Here is a 24,306-nt window from a genome sequence, read left to right as displayed (position 1 = left end):
CGCGATGGAAGACGGCCTGCGTTTCGCCATCCGCGAAGGCGGCCGCACCGTCGGCGCCGGCGTCGTGTCGAAAATCATCGAGTAAGACGCGTAAGCGAGTACTCTAAGAAAGGGCGTCCCTCGGGACGCCCTTTTTCAATGCGCAACCCTGCGGATTAATCCTGTCTTCATCATTTGGAAAAGAAGCGACCCCATTTATGCCTTGAGGCAAAGAGTGCCGGATCTGAACCACGCCATTTGCTCTCATGTTGCAATCACATCCGCTTGAACGCATCAAGAACCCGACTGCGCTCGGGTTGATACGCCAAGGGGTCAGAAGATGGGGATAACCATGTTTGGGCTTCAGTTCGTACATTACGGCACACGCATCCTGCACAGCAAAGATCTGGATGACATGCAGACGGCTATATTGGATGAAGAGGGTGTCGAAGGCGGTGCAGGCGGATTACGTCCAGGCAAAAGGGTTAAGCTGACAGCCTGCTATTCGGAGCATTCGAACAAGCATGCACCCCAGCGGCGTTTGTATTCCAAGTAGACCTTCGCTTTTTCCGATACTTGACGCTCGGTTCGGGAGTTGCACAGAAACCTTCCATACCGGGTAACGGCGTGTCTAAACTCACCATACTCCCTTAACAGCGTACCGCACTATGCGGTGCGCAAATTAGACGAGGCACAGTATGGTGGGTTTGGACCTGTTGGTGAATGCGGCGAATGTCTTTTACCTAATTTCCTATTCGGTCCGAGACATTTTCTGGTTGCGGGTGCTGACGGTGATCGGGGCGCTGATCCTGTTGCCGTACTACTATTTGCAAAGCACGCCGCTTTGGGCTCCGATCGGGTGGAACCTGTTCTTCACGGGCATCAACATCTTTTGGATCATACGCCTGTTGTTGGAACGTCGACCGGTGCCATTTACAGATACAGAACGGCACCTGTACGAAACCGCGTTGCGCAATTTCAGCGAACGTGACGCGTACAATCTGCTTAAGTCGGGCGTCTGGAAAACCGTCCCGGCCGGGACAAAGCTATTGACACAGGGCGCGCCCGTTCCGAGCCTGTCGCTGATCGTAGACGGAGAAGTCGGCGTCGAAGTGAATGGCAATCATGTCGACACGCTGGGTGAGGGGCGCTTCCTCGGCGGGACGGCGTTTCTGAGCGGAGATCAGGATTTTACGGCGCCGGTGACCGTGACGGCGCTTGGGCCGTCACGTGTCATAGATTGGGACATGCCCGATCTGAACGCTGAACTTCGGAAACAGCCAGACCTGGCGATTCCCATAGAAGCGAGCCTCGGGCTTGAAATCTCGCGCTTTCTGCAAACGGCGAGAGTGCAGATCCCTTAGAGCGCGGATTCAGCCGCGGCCCGAACGGCGCGGATGTTTTCACCGTAAACTTCGGGATTGGACACCGACCCGCCTTTGAAAACGGCCGACCCGGCGACCAGAACATCTGCACCTGCGGTCGCCACCAGAGGTGCGGTCTGCGGATCAACGCCGCCGTCGATCTCGATATGCACCGGGCGGTCGCCGATCATCTGGCGCAGCTTGCGCACCTTGTTAGTCATGTCGATGAACTTCTGGCCGCCGAAACCGGGGTTCACGGTCATGACGCAGACAAGGTCGGTCAGGTCCAGCAGATCCTCGACTGCCTCGGCCGGGGTGCCGGGGTTCAGCGCGACACCGGCCTTCATACCAGCGGCGCGGATGGCCTGCAGGGTGCGGTGGGTGTGCGGTCCGGCTTCGACATGGGCGGTCAGGATATCCGCACCCGCGTCCGCATATGCCTGAATATAGGGATCGACAGGCGTGATCATCAGGTGCACGTCCATCACTGTTTTCACATGCGGGCGGAACGCTTTAACAGCGGGTGGGCCGAAGGTCAGGTTGGGGACGAAATGGCCGTCCATCACGTCGACATGGACCCAATCGGCGCCTTGGGCTTCGATGGCCTGAATCTCTTGCCCGAAATTGGCGAAATCGGCGGACAGGATTGACGGGGCGATCTTGATGTTGCGGTCAAAGCTCATGGCGGCCTCGTAAAAGCTGGAGAGTCGCGGTCGCGTATACCTGTGCCGCGCTGCAAAGGGTAGCCCCCGCGACCTGCGCGCAGTTACAAAACTTTCACCACTCTGACACACAGCCGTTGAATGGCTTCTGTAGCTGACCGCCAACACGAATTGGGGGTGGCACGTGCTGCGGATCGAGAAACTGACCAAACGCTTCGGCGACAATACTGCCGTGGATGCGGCGACGCTGGATGTGGACAAGCCTTGCATGATTGGGATCATCGGCCGGTCGGGTGCGGGCAAGTCCACCCTCTTGAGGATGATCAATCGCCTGACGGATTCCAGCGGAGGTCAGATCCTGTTCGAAGGGCGTGATATCACCCAATTGAAAGGTCGTGAAAAACGCGCCTGGCAGGCCGAATGCGCGATGATCTTCCAGCAGTTCAATCTTGTACCGCGTCTGGATGTGGTCTCGAACGTGCTGCACGGCACGCTGAACCGCCACTCGACGCTGGCGACCATGTTCAACCTTTTCTCGATGGATGAGATACACTGCGCCATCGACATTCTGGACCGTCTGGGCATTGCCGAGCACGCCCCCAAGCGTGCTGAGGCGCTGTCAGGCGGTCAGCAGCAGCGTGTCGCCATTGCACGCGCCCTGATGCAGGACCCCAAGATCATTCTGGCGGATGAACCCATCGCCTCGCTGGACCCGATGAACGCGCAGGTAGTGATGCAGGCGCTGCGTCGCATCCACGAAGAGGACGGCCGCACCGTCATCGCCAACCTGCACACGCTGGACACCGCGCGCCGCTATTGCGACCGCGTGGTCGGCATGCGCGACGGGCGCATCGTCTTTGACGGTCTGCCCGAACAGCTGACCACCGGTGTTGCACGCGAAATTTATGGTGCCGATGCCAGCTTCTCGGAAGAGGCGACATCGACCGAGATCGAGACCCTGGACGCTACCCAGAAGGCCCTGATGGAAGCCGAAGCCACCATCTGAACCGCCCCCCTTTCATCAACCGGCCAGATGAAAGGCCGACATATCAAACTGGAGAGAGACAGATGAAAAAACTCATTGCTGCCCTTGTTGCGACCACTGCATTGGCCGCGCCGTCCATGGCTCAGGAGATCAGTGAATTCCGCATCGGAATTCTGGGTGGCGAGAACGCCCAGGATCGACTGAACAACAACGAGTGTTTGCGCGTTTACACCGAAGAAGCGCTGGGCGTTCCGGCCAAACTGTTCGCACCTGCCGACTATAACGGTGTGATCCAGGGCCTGCTGGGCGGTACCATCGACGTGGCCTGGCTGGGCGCGTCGGGTTACGCCAAAACCTACCTGTCTGACCCCGAAGCCGTTGAGCCCGTTCTGGTTAAGGTCAACACCGATGGTGGCTTTGGCTATTACTCGGTTGGGTTTGCCCGCAAGGATAGTGGCATCACCTCGCTGGAAGACATGAAGGGCAAGGCTTTTGGATTTGGTGATCCGAATTCGACCTCGGGCTATCTGATCCCGTCGATCGAAATTCCTGCTGCAATTGATGCATCCATGGAATCGGGCGACTACTTCGGCGACGTGAAGTTCACCGGTGGTCACGAGCAGACCATCGTTGCGGTCAACAACGGCGACGTTGATGGCGGCGTGACCTGGGCCGACGGACTGGGAGAATGGGAAGACGGCTACCAGTCGGGCGCCCTGCGCCGTGCTGTGGATGCTGGTCTGGTCGATATGAACGACATGGTCGAGATCTGGAAATCCAAGCCGATCCCGGAAGGCCCTGTTGTGGTTCGCAAGGCACTGCCGGAAGATGTCAAAGCCAAGGTGACCGCACTGTGGGACACGCTGAGCGAGAAAGACCAGGATTGCTTCTACGGTGTGGCTGCAGGTGAGGCCAAGAGCTTTGATCCGATCACGCATGACGCCTACGAAGTTATCATCGAAGCACGCAAGCTGAAGTCCAACTAATCCTGCCTATCCAATGATCGGGGCCCGGTGAAAAACCGGTCCCCGTTTCCACTCAGGAGCATTCCATGACAGACCTGACTGTTGGGTCCTCGATCGTCAATCAGATCCGCGACGACTACACCGCGATGGCGCGACGCAAGAGGGTCTATGGTGGTATCCTTCTGATCCTGTTCGTGGCCATGATGGCTGCTGGATTCCGCACGGCTGATGACCGCAACGCAGGCGGGTTCATCGACGGCTGGCATCGCATTCTGGACTATCCGGCCGAGGTTTTGTCGGAGGCATGGGAAATGATCGCGGAAATGCCATCGCATCTGGTCACGTTCTTCCCGGCGTTGGTCGAGACGCTCAATATCGCGGCCGCGGCGACATTGGTCGGAACGATTCTGGGAACGATTTTATCGCTGATGTCCACTCGGGGCATGGCCTTTTGGCCGTCGCTGATCCCGCTGTTCCGCCGAATTTCAGATGTCTTTCGGGCAATCCCGGAAATCGTCATCGCGCTGGTCCTGATCTTCATCCTGGGCGGTGGTCCGGTGCCTGCGATGATCGCAATTGCGATCCACACGGCGGGTGCTTTGGGTAAGCTGTTTTCCGAGGTTAACGAAAACGCTTCCCTGAAACCCGTCGAGGGGCTCCAATCGGTCGGCGCCAACTGGTCGCAGCGCATGTATCTGGGCGTGATCCCGCAGGTCGGGCCGAACTATGTCAGCTATGCCCTGTTGCGGTTCGAGATCAACATCCGCGCCTCGGCCATTCTGGGATTTGTCGGTGCCGGAGGTCTGGGTTATGAGCTTCGCAATGCGATGTCCTGGGGGCAGGGGCGCTATGACGAAGCGGCCGCCATTTTCATCCTTCTGTTCGTCACAATCGTCGTCGTGGATCAAATATCGGGCTATCTGCGCGACCGTCTCGCCCACGGGTCGGAAAAAGGAGCCACGGCATGAGCGCCTTCGCAACCAACCTGACCGTTGATGAGCTCAAGGCCGAGGCGGGTTGCATTTTCAACCGCAAACGGCTGGTGAATTTCGGCCTGCCTGCGCTGGTTCTGGCCTATCTGGTTTACGTATTCATTGTTTTTGACGTGCCGGGGCTGGCTGCGCGGGCGAATTGGGAAAACGGCAAGACGCTGGTGGCGGACAGCTACAGTTACAAAACTCATGTCGAACGAGACAACCGCTCCGGTGAAGTGTTTGCCGCCATCGAGGGCGAGCGCAAGGGCGCTTACCCCGAGGGGCAGGCCCCGGACTGGGTGACGTTGGGCGAGACAACTGTGATTGATCTGGAAAACGGTCACGTCGTGCGTTTTGGTCCCGAAACGGTCGAGTTTGACATTCCCGGCTATGGCACCGTTCGGGCAACGCCTTCGCGATCGGCAGGGGTGCAGGCGGAAATGCCCGCGGGTGACGTGCCAGAGTGGATCAGCGTGTCCAAGAACCGCTTGGCGGTAACCACGGATGCGGGCCGCCTGACCGTAACCCGAAACCGGTCCGAAGTGTTCCGCTATTTCACCGGGTGGGAGCTGTTTTGGTTCACGCTCGACAGTCCGTATTACGGCAAGCCCTTCCCTGAATTGGCTGGACGGGCCATGAACGGTGAATCCGGTGCCATTCTGAACGATTTCTGGACCAACAAGATGTGGCGGCATCAGGACGTGGCCTGGGCTATCTTTGAAACCATCCTGATGGCGTTTCTAGGCACCTTCGGTGCGGCCATGGTCGCCCTGCCGCTGGCCTTTCTGGCGACACGCAACTTCAATCCTGTGAAAGCCGTGCGTTTTACGACCCGCCGGGCGTTCGACTTTGCCCGTGGCGTGGATGCCCTGATCTGGACCGTGGTTCTGGCTCGCGCCTTCGGCCCCGGGCCGCTGACCGGAGCCTTGGCCATTCTCGTGACTGATACCGGAACCTTCGGTAAGATTTTCTCGGAAGCGCTGGAGAACGTGGATAACAAACAAATCGAAGGCGTGCAGTCCACCGGCGCCAACGCACCACAGCGCTATCGGTTTGGCGTGATCCCGCAAGTCACGCCGGTGCTGCTGAGCCAGTTGCTCTATTTCCTCGAATCCAACACCCGCAGCGCCACCGTTATCGGCGCGATCACCGGCGGTGGGATCGGTCTGCTGTTGACACAGGCAATCATCACCCAAAAGGACTGGGAAGAAGTGGCTTATTACATCGTCCTGATCATTTTGATGGTGATGATGATGGACTGGTTCTCGGGCTGGCTGCGTCGACGTCTGATCCAGGGCGAGAAGGAAAAAAAACGCAAGCCGCGTGGCGTGAAAACAAAGCCACAGCGGTTGGCTTGACCCGCAACCAAGGACCACGACAATGCCGCGCCTGCGCCCGGACCAGCCGTTCATTCACCCCGAATGCCAGATAACGAACAGCAGCTTTGGAGAATATGTCGAGGTCGGCGCAGGCAGCCGCGTCGCGAACTCGGTCTTGGGGGATTACTCCTATTGCGACCGAACCTGCGATATTGCCAATGCCGAGATTGGAAAGTTCGCAAATATTGCCAGTTTCACGCGGATCGGAGCAACGGATCACCCGATGGAGAGGGCGTCTCAGCACCATTTCCTGTACCGGTCCGCAGATTACTGGGACGATGCCGAGAACGATCAGGACTGGCTTGCCCATCGTGCCAGCCGCAAGGCCGTGATCGGTCATGACACATGGATCGGCCACGCAGCGATCATCAAGCCGGAGGTGACAATCGGTCATGGCGCTGTGGTGGCGTCAGGCGCTGTGGTGACCAAGGATGTTCGTCCGTACACCATTGTCGGTGGTGTGACAGCCAAACCGATCCGCCGCCGGTTCCCAGAGGGTATTATCGACCGGATGCTGGCTTTGGCCTGGTGGGACTGGGACAATCAACTCCTGCGAACCGCATTGCTGGATTTCCGGTCACTTACCGCCGAAGCCTTTCTTGAAAAATACGAATAAGCCTGTTGTGCCAGGGAACGGAATCGCACCCGCACCCGCAGGCGCATCGGCTGCGCCGATCCCCCTTGGCGGCTTTGGGCCCGGCGCCGCGCAAAACGCGGCGCTACGCCCAACGGGATGAGGCCTCCGCACGGAGGCCGAGGACGGGCGGGAGGGCTTCGTTTTCTAGTCGTCGTTCAACGTCAGTGTCACCCGTTCACCGGCAAAAGCAGTGCGCCCGTACTCAACGGGCACTCCTGATAAATCGGCATTCACTCCGGTCGAAAACAGCACCGGTGCGCCTTCGGGCAATTGCAGATGCAGGGCTTGCGTTGCTGTTGCCGCTCGCGCCGTCAGGCGGGTTGAAACGCGGGTGTAATCCGAGACTCCGCAGCGTTGAAGCGCTTTGGTCACGGATTGTGAATCTAGCAACGCCTCCAGAATGTCGGGTAAGCGGTCAGCCGGAAAGATGCTCTGAAACAGGGCAATGGGTTGACCGTCGGCCAGCGACAACCCGTCATACACATGCACTTTATCGCCCGCTTTCAGCTGCAACGCTTCGGCTTCGGTGTTATCCGCCGCTCGTGTCGTCAGTGAAAGGATCGTCTTGCCGGGTATCTTGCCGCTGGCCGAGACGCTCTTGTGGTATCTGACCCGTTTGCCAATCGGGTAATCGGTCGGGCGCGCCGCAATAAATACGCCTGCGCCGCGCCTTGGGTGCACCAGGCCTTGTTCTGCCATATCCGCCAACGCGCGTCGCACCGTGTGCCGGTTTACCCCGTGCTGCGCAGCCAGTTGCGCCTCGGTCGGCAGGCGGTCTCCGGTGTTGTAGCGCCCCTCGGCGATGTCCGAGGTCAGGCTCAACGCGATGCTTTTCCAGACCGGTGTTCTGCTCATGTCACCAAACTTTCACAGTATTGCGGATTGCGAGACTCACTTTCGGGATGTAATATTTGTCTAGTTGTATAGTTCAAATAGACAACCCGGCCAAGAGGTTTCGATGGCGGAATACCAAGAAAAAGCGATTGCCGCGCGCAAGGACTGGATGGGCTTGCTGGCCCGTGCCCCCGAGCAAGCGTTGATGGAGTTGTGGGGCGAGGTTGGCACGCAACCGAGCTTTGACTGGCTCCGCAGCCCTGAGGTTGGCGGCGTAATGGTGCGGGGGCGGACAGGCGGTACAGGCGCGTCGTTCAATCTTGGAGAAATGACTGTTACGCGGTGTTCGCTCGTGCTGAAGGACGGAACGGTTGGGCACGGCTATGTTCAGGGCCGGTCGAAGCGCAAGGTCGAGGTTGCAGCGCTGATCGACGCAATGATGCAGACCGGTGCAGCCGAGGATATTCGCGCCCGAGTGATCACACCACTTAGCCAACAGATGCAGGCCGCCAAGACCGCCCGGGCCGCGAAAGCGGCGGCGACGAAGGTCGAGTTCTTTACGCTGGTACGGGGAGAGGATTGATGAGCGCGCAGACCCAGTTTTCGGGCGGGTTCGAAAACGCACCGATCGATGCAGCCCACGCATTTCGTGCTGCGATGACAGTATTGGCGCGGCCGGGTGAGATCCGCTGGATTTCGGGTGCTAAGCCGCCAGCGCCTCTGTCCGCAGCGGCGGGGACTTTGCTGCTGACTTTATGCGACCCGGATACCCGGGTACATCTGGCGGGCGACTTGGACACGGACGCTGTGCGCCAATGGCTGACCTTCCACACCGGCGCGCCGGTTGCAGAGACGTCCGAGGCGGATTTCGCCGTTGGAACATGGCAGGCACTTGGAACACTGACCCAATATCGCATCGGAACACCAGATTATCCTGACAGGTCCGCAACACTGATCGTCGAATGTGACGACCTGCAACAGGAAGGCGCTGTACTGACCGGTCCGGGTATACGGGATACAGTGCAGCTGTCCTTACCGGACGTGCCCGTGCTTCAGGCCAACGCAGCGCTTTATCCCTTGGGCTGCGACTTTTTCTTCACCTGCGATAACAGGCTTGCGGCTCTACCTCGCAGCACACAGATCAGGGCAGGGGATTAGGCGATGTACGTAGCAGTCAAAGGTGGTGAGAAAGCCATTGAAAACGCCCATGCCTGGCTGGCTGAGGAGCGTCGCGGCTCGACCGACATTGCCGAACTGAGCATCGCCCAAATCCGCGAACAATTGTCGCTTGCGGTGAACCGGGTGATGGCTGAGGGGTCTTTGTACGACCCGGACTTGGCAGCGCTCGCGATCAAACAGGCACGTGGTGATTTGATCGAGGCGATCTTTTTGATCCGTGCATACCGCACTACCTTGCCCCGGTTCGGCTATTCCGACCCGGTGGAAACCGGAGAGATGAACTGCGACCGCCGCATCTCGGCCACGTTCAAGGATGCGCCGGGCGGGCAGATATTGGGGCCGACCTTCGACTACACGCACCGATTGCTGGATTTCAAACTGGCGGCCGAGGGTGAGGTTCCTGCCGCATCCGAAGCACAGCCGCGTGTGGAGCCGACGCCGCATATCACCGAGTTTCTCAAGGGTGAGGACATCATTCAGGATGAGCCGGTCAGCAGCGAAACCCCGGGCGATCTGACCCGCGAGCCGATGGAGTTTCCGGCTGGTCGCCCGCTGCGCCTGCAATCGCTGACCCGAGGGGACGAAGGGTTCGTGCTGGGTATGGCCTATTCAACCCAACGCGGCTACGCCCGCAACCACGCCTTTGTCGGTGAGCTGCGCATCGGCAAGGTCGCGGTCGAGATGGAAATCCCCGAACTGGGCTTCGCCATCGAGATCGGCGAGGTCGAGTTGACCGAATGCGAAACCGTCAACCAGTTCAAGGGCTCAAAAACCGAACCGCCCCAATTCACCCGTGGCTACGGGCTGGTCTTTGGCCAGTCGGAACGCAAATCCATCGCCATGGCTCTGGTTGACCGTGCGCTGCGCTGGGAAGAACTGGGCGAGGACAATGTGGGCGCCCCCGCGCAAGACGAGGAGTTTGTCCTGAGCCACGCCGACAACATTCAGGCCACCGGATTCCTCGAACATATCAAATTGCCGCACTATGTGGATTTCCAGTCCGAACTGGAGTTGGTCCGCAAGCTGCGCCGCGAGGCTGAGGAACGGATCACGCCGAGGGAGGCTGCAGAATGATGTCAGGGACCAGATCGTTCAACGCTGGTGTTTTCCGGAATTACACTTGCTTCCGCTTTTCGGGATCGGGCGCTGTTGCGATTGGAACACAGATGCGATGCGCCAACCGAACTCCAGATCCCTTTTCGGTCTCTCTGCTGCGCGCGGTGGCGATGTTTGGCGTGGCGATTATGTCTGAAGATATACGCCAATATGACCAGAGAGAGCGCGACAATAACAATTACGTCCATAAAAACACCAATTAAAAAGCGAAGTACAAAAATGAATGACTACAATTTCGCATATTTGGACGAGCAAACCAAGCGAATGATCCGCCGCGCCATCCTGAAAGGGTTGGCCGTGCCAGGATATCAGGTGCCCTTTGCCAGTCGCGAGATGCCGATGCCCTATGGTTGGGGCACCGGAGGGGTGCAGGTCACGGCCGCGACGCTGACGCCGGATGACAGGTTCAAGGTGATCGATCAGGGCGCGGATGACACCACCAACGCCGTCTCGATCCGCAAGTTCTTTGAAAACACCGCCGGGGTTGAAACGACTGAGGAAACCGAAAAGGCCACGGTCATCCAAACCCGTCACCGTATCCCCGAAGCAAAGCTGACCGAGGATCAGATTCTTGTCTACCAAGTGCCGATTCCGGAACCGCTACGGTTTCTGGAGCCGCGCGAGACCGAGACGCGCAAGATGCACAGCCTGGAGGAATACGGGCTAATGCATGTGAAGCTGTACGAAGACATCAGCCAACACGGGGCGATCTCGACCGCCTACGCTTATCCGGTGAAGGTCTCGGGGCGCTATGTGATGGACCCGTCGCCAATTCCGAAATTCGATAACCCCAAGCTTGAGATGGATGCGATCCAACTGTTTGGGGCCGGGCGCGAGCAGCGGATCTACGCGGTGCCGCCTCATACCAAAGTTGTCAGCCTCGATTTCGAGGATTACCCGTTCGAGGCAACCAAGGCCGATCACCCTTGCGACCTGTGCGGCGCCGAGGGCAGCTATCTTGACGAGGTGATCATGGATGACGCGGGTAACCGGATGTTTGTCTGTTCCGACACGGATTACTGCCGGTCCCGCCGCGCGCAGGGCCACGAAGGCCGCTTGAGCAAGGAGAGCGCAGCATGACTCCGTTGTTGCAGGTCAAAGGCATCCAAAAACACTATGGCGCGCGGATCGGCTGCGCTGACGTCAGCTTCGACCTTTACCCCGGTGAGGTGATGGGCATCGTCGGCGAAAGCGGTTCGGGCAAATCGACCTTGCTGAACTGCCTTGCGGGACATCTGGAGCCTGACGCGGGGCAGGTAGTTTTTGATACGCGTACCGATGGCCCCGTGGATACTGTGACCATGTCGGAACCTGAACGCCGTATGCTGGGCCGTACCGACTGGGCCTTTGTTCACCAGAACGCTCGCGACGGGCTGCGTATGTCTGTGAGCGCTGGTGGCAATATCGGTGAGCGGCTGATGGCCGTTGGCGACCGTCACTATGGCCAGATCCGCGACCGCGCGATTGACTGGCTGGGAAGGGTCGAGATCGACGGTGCCCGCGTGGATGATCGCCCAACGGCGTTTTCCGGTGGGATGCAGCAACGTCTGCAAATTGCGCGTAACTTGGTGACGGGGCCTCGGCTGGTGTTCATGGATGAACCGACGGGCGGGCTGGATGTCTCGGTTCAGGCGCGACTGCTGGACCTGCTGCGCGGGCTGGTGCGTGAAATGCGGCTGAGCGCCATTATTGTCACGCATGATCTGGCTGTGGTGCGCTTGTTGGCGGACCGGCTGATGGTGATGAAGGATGGTCACGTGGTCGAGGCCGGTTTGACCGATCAGGTGCTGGACGATCCGCAACACGCCTATACGCAGTTGCTTGTGTCCAGCGTTCTGCAGGTTTGAAGGTGATGGCGATGATCGAACTTAAGGATGTCAGCAAGAGCTTCACTCTGCACAATCAGGGTGGTGCGGTGATCCCGGTTATGAAGAGGGCCTCGCTGAAGGTCGCGCCCGGTGAATGTGTGGCGCTGACCGGGGCGTCGGGGGCGGGGAAGTCCACCCTGATGCGGGTGATCTATGGGAATTATCTGGCCGGGTCCGGACAGGTTCTGGTCGATGGCCTGGACGTGGCGCAGGCCGAGCCACGTGAGGTTCTGGCGCTGCGCCGCGAGACGCTGGGCTATGTCAGTCAGTTCCTGCGGGTGGTGCCACGGGTCCCGACGCTGGAGGTGGTGGCGGAACCTCTGTTGGCCATTGGGTGTGACCGGCAGGCGGCGCTGGACAGGGCGGCAGCTTTGCTGGCTCGGTTGAACATTCCTGAGCGTCTTTGGGCGCTGAGCCCCACCACTTTTTCCGGTGGCGAACAACAGCGAGTGAATATCGCCCGGGGATTTGCGCATGACTATCCGGCGATGTTGCTGGACGAACCTACGGCCTCGCTGGATGTGCAGAACCGGGAAACGGTGTTGTCCTTGATCGAAGAAGCCAAGGCGCGTGGCGCTGCGATCGTGGGCATCTTCCATGATGTCGGCGCGCGCGACCGGGTCTGTGATCGTGAGATCAACGTCTCGGATTTCGAACCCGGTGTGGCTGCATGAGCCTTGCGCCTGTCATAGCGTTTGTCGGACCCTCCGGCGTTGGCAAAGACAGCGTGATGGAGGCGCTGGAGGCGCGCGTGCCGGGCATCGGCCGGGCCCGCCGGGTGATTACCCGCCCCGAAGGCGAAGAGGGGGAAGATTTCGACCGGGTGTCCGTTGAGACCTTTCAGCAGATGGTGGCTGAAGGTGCGTTTGCGCTGCACTGGCCCGCGCATGGGTTGTTTTACGGGGTGCCCAAGGGAATTGATAATCTGAGGAATCACACGGACGCGGTGCTGGTGAACATGTCCCGCTCGGTGTTGCTGCAAGCGCAGGAGGTGTTTGGCGATCTGATCGTAATCTCACTGACCGCTGATCCCGAAGTTCTTGTGCAACGCCTGTCCTCGCGGGGCCGTGAATGCGCCGAGGAACAGGTGCGGCGGCTGGAACGGGCCAGCACCCGATTTCCGGATGGGTTGGTGCACGTCATCGAGATCGACAATTCAGGCCCGCTGGAGGCAACGATTGCCGCCATACTGCCCCAGCTTCAACCGGAAAGGGCGTAGCGATGGATCAGGTGAAAGCACCCGTCTTCGGCCTCGCCTACAAGGGCCAGTTCAGTGATCTGGAACGGTGCGGGCAGCAGGGGCGCAAGCTGCGATTGCAGTGCCTCCTGAACCGTTGTCAGCATTGGTTTGCTCAGTTTACTGCTGAGGGTAATGTGAAAGCGGAACGCTTCCATCACGTAAGGGTAACCCCATTGCACCAGATTGGCGTCCTGCTCAGGCGACAGTCCAGCCGCGCGGCGGCGCTCCAGCTCGGCTTCGGACGCGACTGCGCGAAAGTTGTCCAGATCCCGCACGCAGGCGGCAGCCAGTGTATTCAGCGCGCCCTCATCCCCCAACGGGCGCAGGGCCAGAAACCGGCCGAGGCGGGCGATTTCCAGCCCGTCCAGCGTGACCGGAGGTTGCGCCTGCGCAAGCCGTGCGCAAGCGTCATTCAGAGCCTCCACCGACTGCCCGTCATGCAGGCAGAAGGGTGGTTTCATCGTCGCGTGCAGACCGTATTTGCGCGGCACCTCGGTGACGGTGGCGACGTCCACGCCATCAATCACGGGATGCGCGACGACCTTGCCGGTTTCCATGTCCCATCCCAGCCAGTTAGTGGCGAAATTCGCCCATTCAGCCTCGGCTGGCGGCGCAAAGTAGATAGCGTATCGCGTGAATGTCACAGTGGCCTCCTATGCGTGGCCTTCCCAATAGCTCAGAACGTGTGAAGTTCAGATGACAGAAGAAATGATCCTTGCCAATGCCACGCTTGTTCTTCCGGATGAGACCGTTACGGGCAGCGTGCGGATCGTGGGTGACACCATTGCCGGTGTTGCCACGGGTCGCGCCGTTCCAGCGGGGGCGGTCGATTGCGGCGGCGATTTTGTCAGCCCCGGACTGGTCGAGCTGCATACGGACAATCTTGAGCGTCACATCCAGCCGCGCCCCAGGGTCGACTGGCCTCATGCGGCGGCGATTCTGGCTCATGACGCCGAATTGGCCAGCACCGGGATCACGACGGTCTTCGATGCGATGCGCATCGGTTCAATCCCCAGCGGCAACCGTTACAGGAAATACGCCCGCGATCTATCCCGCGAGCTTTGGCAGCTGCGCGAACAGGACGCGCTGAAGATCAGCCACTTTCTGCATCTGCGGGCCGAAGTCTGTTCTGAAACATTGGTGGCTGAGCTGGACGAATTTGGCCCCGAAGATCGTGTGGGGCTGGTGTCACTGATGGACCACACGCCGGGGCAGCGGCAGTTTCGGAATATGTCGCAGCTTGAGGCCTATATGAAGGGCAAGCACGGCATGACAGACGACGATTTCCTGCAGCATGTCGCACAGCTCAAGGCACTGCGCGACCGGTATGGCGACCGGCACGAGGTTGAAACCGTCAAGGCAGCACAGCGTTTCGGCGCGATGCTGGCCAGCCATGACGACACCACGCAGGAACAAGTGGCGGTGTCCGCCAGTCACGGTATTCGTCTGGCCGAGTTCCCCACCACGGTCGAAGCTGCCCGTGCCTGCCACGATCACGGCATCAAGGTGATGATGGGAGCCCCCAACGTGATCCGGGGCGGATCGCATTCCGGTAATGTGGCCGCGCATGAGTTGGCCGATCTGGGTCATCTTGACATTCTATCGTCGGACTACGTTCCGGCTGCTCTGCTGTTGTCGGCGGCACGTCTGGGCGAGAGGTGGGGCGATATGGCGCGCGGTCTTCGGACCGTGACCAAGACCCCGGCGCGCGTTGTCGGGCTGGAAGACCGCGGTGAGTTGCGTCAAGGCGCGCGTGCAGACGTCATCCGCTTCCGTATGCGCGAAGGCGCGCCCGCGTTGAACGGTGTCTGGTCACGCGGACGTCGCGTGGCCTGATCAGGCGCGATAGAAAAGATACCGGTCCGGCGCTATTGTGTCCGGGCCGCTGATCTGTTCGAAACCCACTAGGGGCTGACCCGAGATCAGCAACCCCCCGGGCCGCATCACCTGCGCGATCAAAGGGCTGAGGCGTGCGGCCTCGGCAACGTCCTCTTCCTTGATACCGCGCCCGAAATCATAATGCGCCAACGCGATCTTGGCCCCGCCAGCGGCCAGTTTCTCCAGCATGGGTTCTGCTTCGCCCTGCAGGAAATTCTCGGCCGGAGGTGTACTGGAGGGGTGGCATTGCAACACCCGGTCCATCACCCAGATGCGTCGCATTGGCAGAATTTCCCGCAGGTGATCATAAGTGCGGCCGTTGCCCAGCCCCATGTCCAGAACGTCACCCTCCATCTCGCTGATCTGAGCGACAGCCCAGTTCAGCCCGTCGCGTTGCGCAGTCAGGCGGCGCAGCATGGAATCCAGTCGGCTCATTCGGGGTCTCCGGTTGATGTGTTGGCAGGCAAGGTCCAGGCAAAACCGGGGCCGTCCAGAAGCCTGCGCAGCAGGTCTTCGGTAAAGGTCCAGATATCGGAGTCATGGACCAGATGATGGGTCAGTACACCGAAAGGTTCGGCGTTGTCAGTTCGCCCTTCGCGGCGGTCCCGCAAAAGGTCGACCGTTTGGGTGATCAGTTTTTCCGGCGCAACCAGCCCCCGCGTTCCGCGCCAATCTATCGGGTCCAGATGGGTATTGATCTGCTCTAAACCGGGCGCGGGCATTCGTGCTTTGCGTGGTGTTGCAGTTGAGACAACGCGATAGCCCAGGGTCGGCAATTCTTGAACCACCTCCGGTGCGATCCGGTTCCACGGAGGCACGAAGACCGGGCACAGCCTGTCTCCGACCAGAGCGTTCAGTCGTTCAAATCCTGCGCGCGCATCGGCAAGGATATCTGGCATAGGTCTGTGCAGCCGGAACTCGGATTTCTTTTCGTCTGGCGGTGCATGGTTTTGATGTGCCCAACCATGCACAACCGGAACCAGCGTGTTGCGCTTCCGGACATATTCCACCAACCCCGCATCGGCATCGCGGGGGATGATCGCAAGGTGGACGGGCAGACCGAGAGACCGGGACAGTTCTGACAGTGTTCCAAGCTGCGGTGTTGCTGAAACCGCGTCATCATCGCGCCACCACAGGGGCAGGGTCAGACCCTGCGCCTGCCAGACGTCCAACTCGGTTTTCAAAGGATGCCAGTCGATTATCATGTTTGCTCTTTCAAAGAACATGCGATCTCAACCGATCTGCTGGCTCCGTCAAAGCCCTCGGAAGGTATTGCGCGCGGGCCATCGGACATGACCGCCGCAACAGCCTGCGCCAAAGCCGCGCCATCCAGATCCTTGCTGGGTATTACCTCGATGGCGGACAGGTCCGAGAGGCTCTGCCCGCGCAAGCTTTGCTCGACCTCTTTGCCATCGTCAAAGGGAATGAACACGGCAGGTGTTCCCGATTGCAGGATGTCCAGCGCGGTATTGTAGCCGCACATGGAGACTGAAGCCGCAGCAAGGGGCAGCATCTGCCGGAAATCGGGGCGCACCGGTTCAAGGGTAACCGGGGCATTGCCGACCACCTGTTGCAACTGCTCAATGCGTGCGGGTGCGTCCTGGCCGCCCACCAACAGGCGCCAGCGCCTGTTGGACATCTTTCGGGCGGCCTCGATGGATGCGCGAAAGATTGGCAGGCCAACTGATCCGCCACCCGTGCTGACCAGAACCTCGTCCTTGCCGCTCTCATCGGGGTGCGGCGCGGGGGCTTCGGGGGCGACAAAACCGGTATAGAACAACCGCTCGCGCAACCGCTCGGTCACGGGCCAGCTGACCTCCAGCGGAACCAGGTTGGGATCGGAATGGACGAGGATGCCGTCATAGTACCCGCACACAATTTCTTCCGCGCGTTGTGCTTTCGACGGTTTCGAAGGCGGTGCCAGGATGTCCCGGACTGATCCCAGAATGACCGGACGGCGCGGCAGGTTGTGTGCGGCCTCAAGCGCAGCGGTGAATTCGGAAGACAAGGATCGGCGGCCAAAAGGAAACAGCTCGGTGATCATAATGTCCGGTGCAAAACTCCGCACGGCTTCGACCAGCGCGGTTTCGCGTGCCGCCAGATAGGCCCGGTCTGCCACGTCACCGCTCTGTGTCAGAAGACGAGTGAAATCGGTACCATCTGAGCGGAGCGGCGGCAGCCCCAGCAGGGTCATGCCAGAACTGTCCAGCTGCGGTGCGGGCATCCCGCCCGAAACTACAAAAGTCTCGTGCCCCGTGCGTATAAAAGCCCGGCCCAGTGTCAGGGCACGGCTCAGATGCCCGGTGCCCAGCAGATGAGTGACAACGATCATGACCTTCATGAGGAGGCCTCGGGCCTGATCAGGCGGATGGGGTCGGGCAAAGGCGCCATATTCGACAAATCGACGATGTACAGGCGGTTGCGCTTGATTTTAAAGGGGGCAGGACCGTCGAAATTCCAACCCCAGGCGCGGGCCAGAATGACTCGCATGATGCCGATATGGCAGACTGCAACTGTGTCGCCCGTCAACCGGTTCAACCAGGGCTGCAGTCGTTCCCAAACCTCGGCCGGGGTCTCACCACTTGGTGGGCAGTACTCCCATCCCCAGTCCTCGATGTGGCGGTAGCCACTGTTGGGGTCGGCAATCAAATCGATTCCGCGCAGACCTTCCCAATCGCCCCAGTTCATCTCGGTCAACGCATCCGAAGTCAGCGGATCGCGCCCGGCGACAAGGCGGGCGGTTTCACTGGCCCGCTGCAACGGGCTGGACCAGAGGGTTGCGCGGTGCCACGGGGCGGGTAGGTGTGTGGCGGCAAGTTCAGTCCGGGCGTCATCATCCAGCGGAATGTCACTACGCCCCTGAATGCGACCCGCGCGGTTCCAGTGCGTGTGTCCATGTCTCAGCAAGGCCAGCCGGGTCATCGAGTAGCCTCCACCAAGGGGCGGGCGGCCTGCCAGAACCGGTCGGTGGCTGCTGCCATCAGGTGGCGTTCGGCCATCCGTATGCGGGCGTCAGCCCCCAGCGTCAGACGGAGGCGCCGGTTGCTCAACAAAGCATGAAGCCGCGCGGCCAGCCCCTTTGGCCCTGCATCCACGTTGGGGTAGCCTGATGGGACGAGCACGTCCCGCACGCCCGGTCGGTCCTGAGCGACAACCGGCACACCGCTGGCCTGTGCCTCAAGGTAGATCATGCCATAGGCTTCGTTGACACCGGGCCAGACCAGTAGGGAAGCCTTGGTGTAGAGAGCCTGCAGCGTGTCGCGGTCGCACTGGCCCAGAAACCGAACCTTTGCACCGAACGGGGCCATCAGCGCCTCAACCTCGGATCGGGCGGGGCCATCACCCGCGATATTCAGTGCCCAGTCCCCAGACAGAAGCGCGAGCGTTTGCGCAAGAAGGGAATAAGACGCCAGTTTGTCGCCGTGCCGCATCATGCCCACTGTCAGCATCGGACCATTGCAGGTTGAGGCTGGTGGCAGTTCCGACAAGGGTAGGAAAGGCGGCAGTTCTATAAGGCGCTGTGCCCCGTATCGTTCCCGTTCCAGCGTGATCAGATCATTGGCGGTATGGTAGAAGATCACCTGTGCCGCATCGCAGGCGTCATGCGCGAATTGGGCAAACCCGGCCCAGGGGCCGTTCAGACGGCTGGTTGCGCGGGTGCTTTCCAGCTGTACATAGGGAATGCTCCGGGCCTTGCAGATGCGCGGGCCCAGCAGGTCCGGCGCCTTGTAATAGTTATGGTAGGTCACCCAAAGCGCGGTTTCCGTGGGTAGGTCATCGATCAATCGCTGAACCTCGGTGTCGGCTTCGGCGCGCAATGCAGCCTGTATTTGCGTGTCCCCAACCTTGTCAAAGACGCGCAACCGCGAGGCCAGTTCTACCGTGTCGCCTTGTGCTCCAATCGCCTGCATCAGGTTGCGCGCCATCTCACGATCCCCCGACGGCACCGGGCTGTCGGGCGCTTTCATTGGCGTGTAGAAGGCGATCCTTGCCATCAGACCGTGTCCGCACCCAGCGCGCGCAGCCGTTCTGACAGGCGGGCGATGCCGGGGTCCATGCGAAACTCGGCGATCAGGCGGTCATAGGCGGCGGTGGCCATCGCTGCGGTTTGCCCGGGCGTTGCGGCCATGTTGGTGATGGCCGTGGCCAGCGCGGCTGGGTCGTCGTCTGACAAGACGCCTTGGGTGCCCGTTTTGATAAACTCGGGAATGGCCGACACTGGCGTCGACAGGATCGGCAACAGTTGCGACGCCGCCTCCATCAGCACGTTGGGCAGCCCGTCGCGGTCTCCGTCATTGGCAATCCGGCTGGGCAGCACGAACAGGTCGGACGTGCGCATCGCCGCGATCACTTCGGGTTGGTCACAAGCTCCTTTCCACGTGATCCGATGCGATACCCCCGCAGCCTCGGCCCGGGCGCGCAGGGTGTCGCCGAGTGTACCGCCACCGATATGGGTCCAGTGCCAGTCCAGCGTGTCAGGCAGCATGGCAAAAGCGTCGATCAGGCGGTCGAACCCCTTCTTCTCGACCAGACGACCAACCGACAGCATATGAAATGGTGCCTCCGGACTGCGCTGGGCGCGGTCTGGCGGGGCGGGGAAGCGGGTCAGATCCAGCCCGTGATAGATCAGTTCAACTCGCGCGGAATCGTCAGCCAGGCTGCGCAGGTGGTCGGCCCCAATGGCCGTGCAGGTCGCACCAAAAGCTGCGCCGTGGGTGCTGGCCTGCAGCTTTTCGACCTTTTCCCATTCGGGAGAGGTCCAGATGTCTTTGGCGTGGGCCGAAAAGCTCCACGGCAGGCCACGCATGATGGCGGCGTACCGCGCAACCGAGGACGGTGTGTGCATGAAATGCGCGTACATCACCTGCGTCGCTTCGGGCAATTCGGCGGCCAGAACGCAGGCCTGACCAAAGCGGCGGATCCGGTTATGGGTCGGATCACGGCGCAGATCGGCGCGCCAGACCCGGTAGGCCTCGGCATACCCGGGCAAAGTTTGTGCTGCACGGCGCGCAGCCCAGACCCGCTGGGGTTCTTCGTAAAGGTATTCGGGCAGGTAGCGCACCTGACCCCGGAACTGGTCATGCAGCGGATGCCGTTTCACATCGGTCGGGTGGCGCAGCGACCAGATGTCAAAGCTGTGCCCGGCTTCCTGCAGGGCGACAAGTTCCTGCGCGATGAACGTCTCGGACAGGCGCGGCCATCCCTTGACCAGCACCGCCAGTTTCGGCTGAGGTGTTGTCATCCGGTGGCCCGTTTCTGTTCCCGGCTCAGCAGGGTATCGACCCGGTCGATGACGTAATCCAACCCGTCCAGCAAACCGCCTTGGATGGCCTGCGATGGCAGAGGTTGACTTGGGAGGCTGCGGATCGCCTGTATCATTGCATCCGGGGTCAGACCGTCCCGGTTTTCGTCCAGCATCTGGACGAGGCCCAGACCTTCGGCCCGCGAAGCGCGAATCCACTGCTCCAGCCGCGGCGTTGTGCGGGGCACGATCACAGCACGTTTGTCAAAGGACAGAACCTCGCAGAACGTGTTGTAGCCGCCCATGCACACCACTCCGGCGGCCCCGGCAAACAGCGTTTCGATCTGGGATTCAAAGCCAACGGCGGTCACCCGCCCGTTCAGTGCGGCAACGCGGGTCTCAAAGTCTTCACGCAGCTCACCGGACAGGAAGGGGCCATAGACCAGCACTGCGCGCGGCGACAGGGTCGGGTCTTTTTCATAGGCGGAAAGGACAAGGTTCACCATCGCCTTGCCGTCACCACCACCACCCGGCGTGATCAGGATATAGGGCTGTTCGGGCGGTTCGCCGACCGGGCCGAGATCGCGGCGAAGGTATCCCGTCCAGTGAATGCGCGACTGTGCCGCGTGGCTGAGCGGCAGGCCCTTTGTCGGGTCATATATAGAACGCAGCCCGTAGACCCAGATTTCGTCATAAAAACGCTCGGTTGCTGCCAGAGCCTCTTTCCGTTCCCATTCGGCGGCCAGAACTTCGGGCTCGTCAAGCACGTCGCGCAGACCCAGCACCAGTTTGGTGCGTTGCGAATGCAACAGGCTTTCCAGTGTTGGCAGCAGTTCGCCGCGAAAACCGGTGGGCTCTTTGTCGACGACCAGCATATCGGGCTCGAATTGTTGCACGGCGGTCTGGATCAGGCCTGCGCGCAGCTCGGTCACCTCTTCGATGCCCATGCCAATCGTTCGGGCCGCATAGGACCCGTCGGCGCGCTTGGTCACGCCTGGCAGGCGCACATGGTCAACCCGGCGCGGAAAGGTGAAACGACCGGCCACCGGGGACCCGGTCAGGATCAGGGCTGACGCCTCGGGGTTGGCCTGCGTGATGGCCGCGGCCAGAGCGCGCGACCTACGCAGATGCCCCAATCCGAACGTATCGTGGCTGTAGAAAAGGATGCGCGGCGCCCGGCCGGTGGTGTCGTTTTGTATTCCTAGGCTCATGCCTTCGCCTGTCGTGTTTCTCGGTGCAAATCCGCGCGTTTACACCCGTTACCGTATATTCTTTGCCGCCGCTTGCCAAAGGGGGTGACGTGATTGTGCAAATTCGACAAGCATTGCGAAATGGCAACATCCGGCGCTTTTGGAATTGCGGATGTATCCAAGCCCTGAAGTCGTCATTCCACCCAGTTTGCCGGATTGGTCATATTCAGTTTTTGCAAGGTTGCAAACACTGATGTCGCGAGCATTGCAGCAGGAACACGAATTGACACGATCTTGGGAAGTAAAAGGCTGAGTATTTGAATACACTTAGGCGCTTCGGTAATCTGTGGTGCATCACGCGGATTGGACGAAAAACTCGATGAAACTCAAATCTCTTGCTGGAATGGCCTTGTTGATCTTGGCAATTGCAGCGGCCTTTGTCACCGGAGCGGCGGCGCAGACGTCATTGATTCCGGGGTACGGTTCTGGTTCCAGTTCCGAGACTGACACAAGCACCGAGGGCGAACTGGCCGACGCCATTCGGGCCGCGACTGAGGCCGGCGCCAGCGTGATTGTCATCGACAGCGCGGGACAAATCGTGTCGTCGGGCGGTCAGACCAGCGCCACAGCGGATGAAACCCATGATCCGATGGCTGAAGGCTCGCAACTGATGAAAGCGCAGGAGCGGTTCTCGAAATTCCGCGAGTCCATGGAGTCGCGGCTGCAGGCCTTGCCCTATTCGATCTTCGAAGTGCAGTACATCCTGCGCCAGACCAGTCCTGATGGCCGCATTCAGACCTATGTCGAAGTCTTGTTCTGGAATGTCCTGTTCCTGCTGCTGGGGCGCTGGCTGTCTACCGAGATTTACGGCAAGCGCATGGCCAAAAAGCTGGTTGTGGCGCGATCCAAGGAAAACCCGCAAGGCTACCGGGAAAAGATGCCGTTTTTGGTGTTCCGGTTCTTCATGGGGATCGGCGGCACGGTCTTTGCTATGCTTATGGCCCTGATCGTGGGGTTTCTGTTCTTTGGTGAGGCCGAAGACATCTCGATCCAGTTCACGGTCACAGCAATTTTTACGGCGTTTTTCCTGTCGCGCACGGTATCCGACCTGTGGCGTATGGTGCTGTCGCCCTATTTGAGCCAATACAGACTGCCACCGTTTTCCGACCGGGATGCGAAGCGCTTGTATTTCTGGGCCTCGGCGCTTGCGACCTATGACATCTCGGTGGTTTTGTTTTCGACCTGGGTTGCGGATTTCGGGCTGAACTACAACGTCTATGCCATGGTTTACGGCGGCCTGACGATGTTCGGCGCGCTGGGCAATGTCTTGATGATCCTGTTCAACGCGCGGGCCATTTCCAACGCCATACGCGGTGGGCGGGCGCCGGATGAGGTGTCGTGGATCGTGCGCTTCATTTCCTTCGCATGGGCGCCTGTTCTGATCGTCTACATCGTGTTCAGCTGGTTCAAGCTGGCGGTCGATCTGGTGCTGGAAAACGAGAACTCGCTGCCGATCGTGGCCAGCAGCTATGCGATCTTCATGTCGGTGGTCGTGGCCTATGGGGCGATGAATTACCTGCTTGAGCGCTACTTCGACCGCAATCGCCAGATGGAGGAGATGAACGCTGAAGAAGAAGCCCCGGAAGAAGTCGGCGAACCGGTGGAAACCATCGAGGCCGAGGTCCGCAAGCACAGTATGCTGACCTATGAGGATCTGGCCCGTCGCGTGGCCGGCATTCTGGCCTTTGTGGTAGGCCTCTATGCCCTTGTCGTGATCTGGAACCCCGAAGCCAGCTGGAGTGAGGATCTGCCGATCGGGCGGGCTTTGGACGTGATGGTCATCCTGTTCATCGGGTATATCCTGTTCCACTTTTTCCGCATCTGGATCGACACGAAAATCGCTGAGGAAATCGACGATGGGGGCGAAGAGGCGGAACTGGGCGATGAAGGTGGCGAAGGCGGGCAGAGCCGCTTGGCCACTCTGCTACCGCTGTTCCGAGGCGCGATCCTGGCTGTGGTTGTTGTCACCATCGTGCTGATCGCGCTGATGGAACTGGGCATCAATGTCAGCCCGCTGTTTGCGGGCGCCGGTGTCGTGGGTCTGGCCGTAGGGTTTGGTTCACAGACGCTGGTGCGGGACATCTTTTCGGGCGCGTTCTTCCTGTTGGACGATGCGTTCCGTAAAGGGGAGTACATCGACATTGGCGACGTGAAAGGCACGGTCGAGAAGATTTCGGTCCGGTCGTTCCAACTGCGGCACCATCTGGGCGCGCTGAATACGATTCCGTTTGGCGAAATCAAGGTGCTGACCAATTACTCCCGCGACTGGGTGATCATGAAGCTGCCGTTGCGCGTGACCTATGACACGGATGTAGAGAAGGTGCGGAAACTGATCAAGAAGTTGGGTCAGGAACTGCTGAGCGACCCGGTGATTGGCGAGAACTTCATCCAGCCGCTGAAATCTCAGGGTGTGATCGAGATGCAGGATTCGGCGATGATCATCCGGGTCAAGTTCATGACCAAGCCGGGCGATCAATGGCTGGTGCGAAAGAAAGTGTATCAGGAAATCCGCGAACTGTTCGCGCGTGAAGGCATCAAGTTCGCCCATCGCGAGGTCACTGTTCGGTTGGCCGAGGGCAAAGACCCGGAAGACCTGTCGCCGAAACAGCGTGAAGCAGTGACCGGAGCGGTGCAGGCTGCGATTGACGAAGATTATCTGGATGACATCGGCCCTGGAGGGGATGACCGCTAAGGGCAGCTCCTGCCCCTTTGGATCGCGTCTCTGACGAGACACCACCCAAAGGGTTGGGCCAA

27 protein-coding genes are annotated in these 24,306 nt (G+C 60.1%); 17 read left to right on the top strand and 10 right to left on the bottom strand.

The features are described from left to right. The 3 genes from ACR1XY_RS12810 to ACR1XY_RS12800 form a co-directional block, all read left to right on the top strand. Positions 1 to 85, top strand: an 85-nt coding sequence (locus tag ACR1XY_RS12810) for an EF-Tu C-terminal domain-related protein (protein ID WP_199709399.1), incomplete at its 5' end; no start/stop codon positions are given. A gap of 234 nt (positions 86 to 319) precedes the next feature. After that, complete coding sequence (locus tag ACR1XY_RS12805) at positions 320 to 535, top strand: hypothetical protein (protein WP_480593795.1); 216 nt, start codon at positions 320 to 322, stop codon at positions 533 to 535. 142 nt (positions 536 to 677) lie between these two features. Next, a complete protein-coding gene (locus ACR1XY_RS12800; RefSeq protein ID WP_480593794.1) occupies positions 678 to 1,343 on the top strand; it encodes a Crp/Fnr family transcriptional regulator in 666 nt (221 codons plus the stop codon). Here the strand turns inward: ACR1XY_RS12800 and rpe are convergent. After that, complete coding sequence (gene rpe / locus ACR1XY_RS12795; RefSeq protein WP_480593793.1) at positions 1,340 to 2,026, bottom strand: ribulose-phosphate 3-epimerase; 687 nt, start codon at positions 2,024 to 2,026, stop codon at positions 1,340 to 1,342. The two genes, ACR1XY_RS12800 and rpe, sit on opposite strands and share 4 nt — an antisense overlap. A gap of 163 nt (positions 2,027 to 2,189) precedes the next feature. Between rpe and phnC the strand changes: the two genes are divergently transcribed. From phnC to ACR1XY_RS12770, 5 genes are all read left to right on the top strand, one after another. Further along, entirely contained in the window at positions 2,190 to 3,011 is an 822-nt protein-coding gene (gene phnC, locus ACR1XY_RS12790; protein WP_480593792.1) for a phosphonate ABC transporter ATP-binding protein, read from the top strand. A 62-nt stretch (positions 3,012 to 3,073) separates the two neighbouring features. Further along, on the top strand, positions 3,074 to 3,976 hold the full coding sequence (gene phnD / locus ACR1XY_RS12785; RefSeq protein WP_480593791.1) for a phosphonate ABC transporter substrate-binding protein: 903 nt from the start codon (positions 3,074 to 3,076) through the stop codon (positions 3,974 to 3,976). 65 nt (positions 3,977 to 4,041) lie between these two features. Further along, positions 4,042 to 4,923: a phosphonate ABC transporter, permease protein PhnE gene (gene phnE / locus ACR1XY_RS12780; protein WP_480593790.1), complete on the top strand. Its 882-nt coding sequence runs from the start codon at positions 4,042 to 4,044 to the stop codon at positions 4,921 to 4,923. Then, positions 4,920 to 6,287 (top strand): phosphonate ABC transporter, permease protein PhnE, encoded by a 1,368-nt coding sequence (phnE, locus tag ACR1XY_RS12775; protein ID WP_480593789.1) that lies wholly within the window; start codon positions 4,920 to 4,922, stop codon positions 6,285 to 6,287. The genes phnE (ACR1XY_RS12780) and phnE (ACR1XY_RS12775) overlap by 4 nt, the downstream gene beginning before the upstream one ends. Positions 6,288 to 6,309: 22 nt before the next feature. After that, positions 6,310 to 6,924 carry an LbetaH domain-containing protein gene (locus tag ACR1XY_RS12770; RefSeq protein WP_480593788.1) on the top strand — a complete coding sequence of 205 codons (615 nt, stop codon included), beginning with the start codon at positions 6,310 to 6,312 and terminating at the stop codon, positions 6,922 to 6,924. Positions 6,925 to 7,089: 165 nt separating this feature from the next. Here the strand turns inward: ACR1XY_RS12770 and phnF are convergent, their stop codons facing one another. Continuing rightward, on the bottom strand, positions 7,090 to 7,800 hold the full coding sequence (gene phnF / locus ACR1XY_RS12765; RefSeq protein WP_480593787.1) for a phosphonate metabolism transcriptional regulator PhnF: 711 nt from the start codon (positions 7,798 to 7,800) through the stop codon (positions 7,090 to 7,092). 103 nt (positions 7,801 to 7,903) lie between these two features. Here phnF and phnG point away from each other — a divergent pair, with 103 nt between their 5' ends. The 7 genes from phnG to ACR1XY_RS12730 all read left to right on the top strand — a co-directional run bounded on the left by phnG (position 7,904) and on the right by ACR1XY_RS12730 (position 13,161). After that, positions 7,904 to 8,362: a phosphonate C-P lyase system protein PhnG gene (phnG, locus tag ACR1XY_RS12760; RefSeq protein ID WP_480593786.1), complete on the top strand. Its 459-nt coding sequence runs from the start codon at positions 7,904 to 7,906 to the stop codon at positions 8,360 to 8,362. Beyond that, positions 8,362 to 8,937: a phosphonate C-P lyase system protein PhnH gene (gene phnH, locus ACR1XY_RS12755; protein ID WP_480593785.1), complete on the top strand. Its 576-nt coding sequence runs from the start codon at positions 8,362 to 8,364 to the stop codon at positions 8,935 to 8,937. The genes phnG and phnH overlap by 1 nt, the downstream gene beginning before the upstream one ends. A gap of 3 nt (positions 8,938 to 8,940) precedes the next feature. Continuing rightward, the gene (locus ACR1XY_RS12750; RefSeq protein ID WP_480593784.1) at positions 8,941 to 10,032 is read left to right on the top strand and encodes a carbon-phosphorus lyase complex subunit; all 1,092 of its coding nucleotides are present in this window, start codon (positions 8,941 to 8,943) and stop codon (positions 10,030 to 10,032) included. 261 nt (positions 10,033 to 10,293) lie between these two features. Beyond that, entirely contained in the window at positions 10,294 to 11,154 is an 861-nt protein-coding gene (locus tag ACR1XY_RS12745; protein ID WP_480593783.1) for an alpha-D-ribose 1-methylphosphonate 5-phosphate C-P-lyase PhnJ, read from the top strand. Next, positions 11,151 to 11,921 (top strand): phosphonate C-P lyase system protein PhnK, encoded by a 771-nt coding sequence (gene phnK / locus ACR1XY_RS12740; protein ID WP_480593782.1) that lies wholly within the window; start codon positions 11,151 to 11,153, stop codon positions 11,919 to 11,921. Before ACR1XY_RS12745 ends, phnK begins: the two co-directional genes overlap by 4 nt. 11 nt (positions 11,922 to 11,932) lie before the next feature. Then, positions 11,933 to 12,616 carry a phosphonate C-P lyase system protein PhnL gene (gene phnL, locus ACR1XY_RS12735; RefSeq protein WP_480593781.1) on the top strand — a complete coding sequence of 228 codons (684 nt, stop codon included), beginning with the start codon at positions 11,933 to 11,935 and terminating at the stop codon, positions 12,614 to 12,616. Then, on the top strand, positions 12,613 to 13,161 hold the full coding sequence (locus ACR1XY_RS12730) for an AAA family ATPase (RefSeq protein ID WP_480593780.1): 549 nt from the start codon (positions 12,613 to 12,615) through the stop codon (positions 13,159 to 13,161). The genes phnL and ACR1XY_RS12730 overlap by 4 nt, the downstream gene beginning before the upstream one ends. Here ACR1XY_RS12730 and ACR1XY_RS12725 read toward each other — a convergent pair. Continuing rightward, on the bottom strand, positions 13,143 to 13,826 hold the full coding sequence (locus ACR1XY_RS12725; RefSeq protein ID WP_480593779.1) for a DUF1045 domain-containing protein: 684 nt from the start codon (positions 13,824 to 13,826) through the stop codon (positions 13,143 to 13,145). The two genes, ACR1XY_RS12730 and ACR1XY_RS12725, sit on opposite strands and share 19 nt — an antisense overlap. Before the next feature lie 52 nt (positions 13,827 to 13,878). Here ACR1XY_RS12725 and ACR1XY_RS12720 point away from each other — a divergent pair, with 52 nt between their 5' ends. Further along, positions 13,879 to 15,018 (top strand): alpha-D-ribose 1-methylphosphonate 5-triphosphate diphosphatase, encoded by a 1,140-nt coding sequence (locus ACR1XY_RS12720; protein WP_480593778.1) that lies wholly within the window; start codon positions 13,879 to 13,881, stop codon positions 15,016 to 15,018. Here ACR1XY_RS12720 and ACR1XY_RS12715 read toward each other — a convergent pair whose 3' ends face one another. The 7 genes from ACR1XY_RS12715 to ACR1XY_RS12685 are packed head-to-tail and all read right to left on the bottom strand — an operon-like array spanning position 15,019 to position 21,513. Then, positions 15,019 to 15,495 carry a class I SAM-dependent methyltransferase gene (locus ACR1XY_RS12715; protein ID WP_480593777.1) on the bottom strand — a complete coding sequence of 159 codons (477 nt, stop codon included), beginning with the start codon at positions 15,493 to 15,495 and terminating at the stop codon, positions 15,019 to 15,021. Continuing rightward, positions 15,492 to 16,265, bottom strand: coding sequence for a polysaccharide deacetylase family protein (locus tag ACR1XY_RS12710; RefSeq protein WP_480593776.1), 774 nt, complete (start codon positions 16,263 to 16,265; stop codon positions 15,492 to 15,494). Before ACR1XY_RS12710 ends, ACR1XY_RS12715 begins: the two co-directional genes overlap by 4 nt. Then, a complete protein-coding gene (locus tag ACR1XY_RS12705) occupies positions 16,262 to 17,401 on the bottom strand; it encodes a glycosyltransferase family protein (protein ID WP_480593775.1) in 1,140 nt (379 codons plus the stop codon). The genes ACR1XY_RS12710 and ACR1XY_RS12705 overlap by 4 nt, the downstream gene beginning before the upstream one ends. Next, the gene (locus ACR1XY_RS12700) at positions 17,398 to 17,982 is read right to left on the bottom strand and encodes a histidine phosphatase family protein (RefSeq protein ID WP_480593774.1); all 585 of its coding nucleotides are present in this window, start codon (positions 17,980 to 17,982) and stop codon (positions 17,398 to 17,400) included. Before ACR1XY_RS12700 ends, ACR1XY_RS12705 begins: the two co-directional genes overlap by 4 nt. After that, on the bottom strand, positions 17,979 to 19,055 hold the full coding sequence (locus ACR1XY_RS12695) for a glycosyltransferase family 4 protein (RefSeq protein ID WP_480593773.1): 1,077 nt from the start codon (positions 19,053 to 19,055) through the stop codon (positions 17,979 to 17,981). Before ACR1XY_RS12695 ends, ACR1XY_RS12700 begins: the two co-directional genes overlap by 4 nt. Further along, a complete protein-coding gene (locus ACR1XY_RS12690) occupies positions 19,055 to 20,302 on the bottom strand; it encodes a glycosyltransferase family 4 protein (protein WP_480593772.1) in 1,248 nt (415 codons plus the stop codon). Before ACR1XY_RS12690 ends, ACR1XY_RS12695 begins: the two co-directional genes overlap by 1 nt. Then, positions 20,299 to 21,513 (bottom strand): glycosyltransferase family protein, encoded by a 1,215-nt coding sequence (locus ACR1XY_RS12685; RefSeq protein WP_480593771.1) that lies wholly within the window; start codon positions 21,511 to 21,513, stop codon positions 20,299 to 20,301. Before ACR1XY_RS12685 ends, ACR1XY_RS12690 begins: the two co-directional genes overlap by 4 nt. 358 nt (positions 21,514 to 21,871) lie before the next feature. On the opposite strand from ACR1XY_RS12685, the gene ACR1XY_RS12680 reads away from it, so the two are divergent. Further along, complete coding sequence (locus ACR1XY_RS12680) at positions 21,872 to 24,244, top strand: mechanosensitive ion channel domain-containing protein (RefSeq protein ID WP_480593770.1); 2,373 nt, start codon at positions 21,872 to 21,874, stop codon at positions 24,242 to 24,244. Positions 24,245 to 24,306 lie beyond the last annotated feature (62 nt).

The organism is Ruegeria sp. AD11(2025) (assembly GCF_056542405.1).
The sequence above is the reverse complement of the archived record's forward strand: the minus strand, read 5'-3'. Positions and strand labels throughout refer to the sequence as shown.

Bases quoted from the DNA above. Each gene is read 5' to 3' on its own strand.
- ACR1XY_RS12685 (WP_480593771.1), bottom strand. From the start codon at position 21,513: ATGAGCCTAGGAATACAAAACGACACCACCGGCCGGGCGCCGCGCATC.
- ACR1XY_RS12715 (WP_480593777.1), bottom strand. From the start codon at position 15,495: ATGAGCCGACTGGATTCCATGCTGCGCCGCCTGACTGCGCAACGCGAC.
- phnE (WP_480593789.1), top strand. From the start codon at position 4,920: ATGAGCGCCTTCGCAACCAACCTGACCGTTGATGAGCTCAAGGCCGAG.
- ACR1XY_RS12730 (WP_480593780.1), top strand. From the start codon at position 12,613: ATGAGCCTTGCGCCTGTCATAGCGTTTGTCGGACCCTCCGGCGTTGGC.
- ACR1XY_RS12770 (WP_480593788.1), top strand. From the start codon at position 6,310: ATGCCGCGCCTGCGCCCGGACCAGCCGTTCATTCACCCCGAATGCCAG.
- phnD (WP_480593791.1), top strand. From the start codon at position 3,074: ATGAAAAAACTCATTGCTGCCCTTGTTGCGACCACTGCATTGGCCGCG.
- ACR1XY_RS12720 (WP_480593778.1), top strand. From the start codon at position 13,879: ATGACAGAAGAAATGATCCTTGCCAATGCCACGCTTGTTCTTCCGGAT.
- ACR1XY_RS12745 (WP_480593783.1), top strand. From the start codon at position 10,294: ATGAATGACTACAATTTCGCATATTTGGACGAGCAAACCAAGCGAATG.
- phnG (WP_480593786.1), top strand. From the start codon at position 7,904: ATGGCGGAATACCAAGAAAAAGCGATTGCCGCGCGCAAGGACTGGATG.
- ACR1XY_RS12695 (WP_480593773.1), bottom strand. From the start codon at position 19,055: ATGGCAAGGATCGCCTTCTACACGCCAATGAAAGCGCCCGACAGCCCG.
- ACR1XY_RS12705 (WP_480593775.1), bottom strand. From the start codon at position 17,401: ATGAAGGTCATGATCGTTGTCACTCATCTGCTGGGCACCGGGCATCTG.
- phnL (WP_480593781.1), top strand. From the start codon at position 11,933: ATGATCGAACTTAAGGATGTCAGCAAGAGCTTCACTCTGCACAATCAG.
- ACR1XY_RS12690 (WP_480593772.1), bottom strand. From the start codon at position 20,302: ATGACAACACCTCAGCCGAAACTGGCGGTGCTGGTCAAGGGATGGCCG.
- phnF (WP_480593787.1), bottom strand. From the start codon at position 7,800: ATGAGCAGAACACCGGTCTGGAAAAGCATCGCGTTGAGCCTGACCTCG.
- ACR1XY_RS12680 (WP_480593770.1), top strand. From the start codon at position 21,872: ATGAAACTCAAATCTCTTGCTGGAATGGCCTTGTTGATCTTGGCAATT.
- ACR1XY_RS12805 (WP_480593795.1), top strand. From the start codon at position 320: ATGGGGATAACCATGTTTGGGCTTCAGTTCGTACATTACGGCACACGC.
- ACR1XY_RS12710 (WP_480593776.1), bottom strand. From the start codon at position 16,265: ATGATAATCGACTGGCATCCTTTGAAAACCGAGTTGGACGTCTGGCAG.
- ACR1XY_RS12750 (WP_480593784.1), top strand. From the start codon at position 8,941: ATGTACGTAGCAGTCAAAGGTGGTGAGAAAGCCATTGAAAACGCCCAT.
- phnE (WP_480593790.1), top strand. From the start codon at position 4,042: ATGACAGACCTGACTGTTGGGTCCTCGATCGTCAATCAGATCCGCGAC.
- ACR1XY_RS12800 (WP_480593794.1), top strand. From the start codon at position 678: ATGGTGGGTTTGGACCTGTTGGTGAATGCGGCGAATGTCTTTTACCTA.
- phnH (WP_480593785.1), top strand. From the start codon at position 8,362: ATGAGCGCGCAGACCCAGTTTTCGGGCGGGTTCGAAAACGCACCGATC.
- rpe (WP_480593793.1), bottom strand. From the start codon at position 2,026: ATGAGCTTTGACCGCAACATCAAGATCGCCCCGTCAATCCTGTCCGCC.
- ACR1XY_RS12700 (WP_480593774.1), bottom strand. From the start codon at position 17,982: ATGACCCGGCTGGCCTTGCTGAGACATGGACACACGCACTGGAACCGC.
- phnK (WP_480593782.1), top strand. From the start codon at position 11,151: ATGACTCCGTTGTTGCAGGTCAAAGGCATCCAAAAACACTATGGCGCG.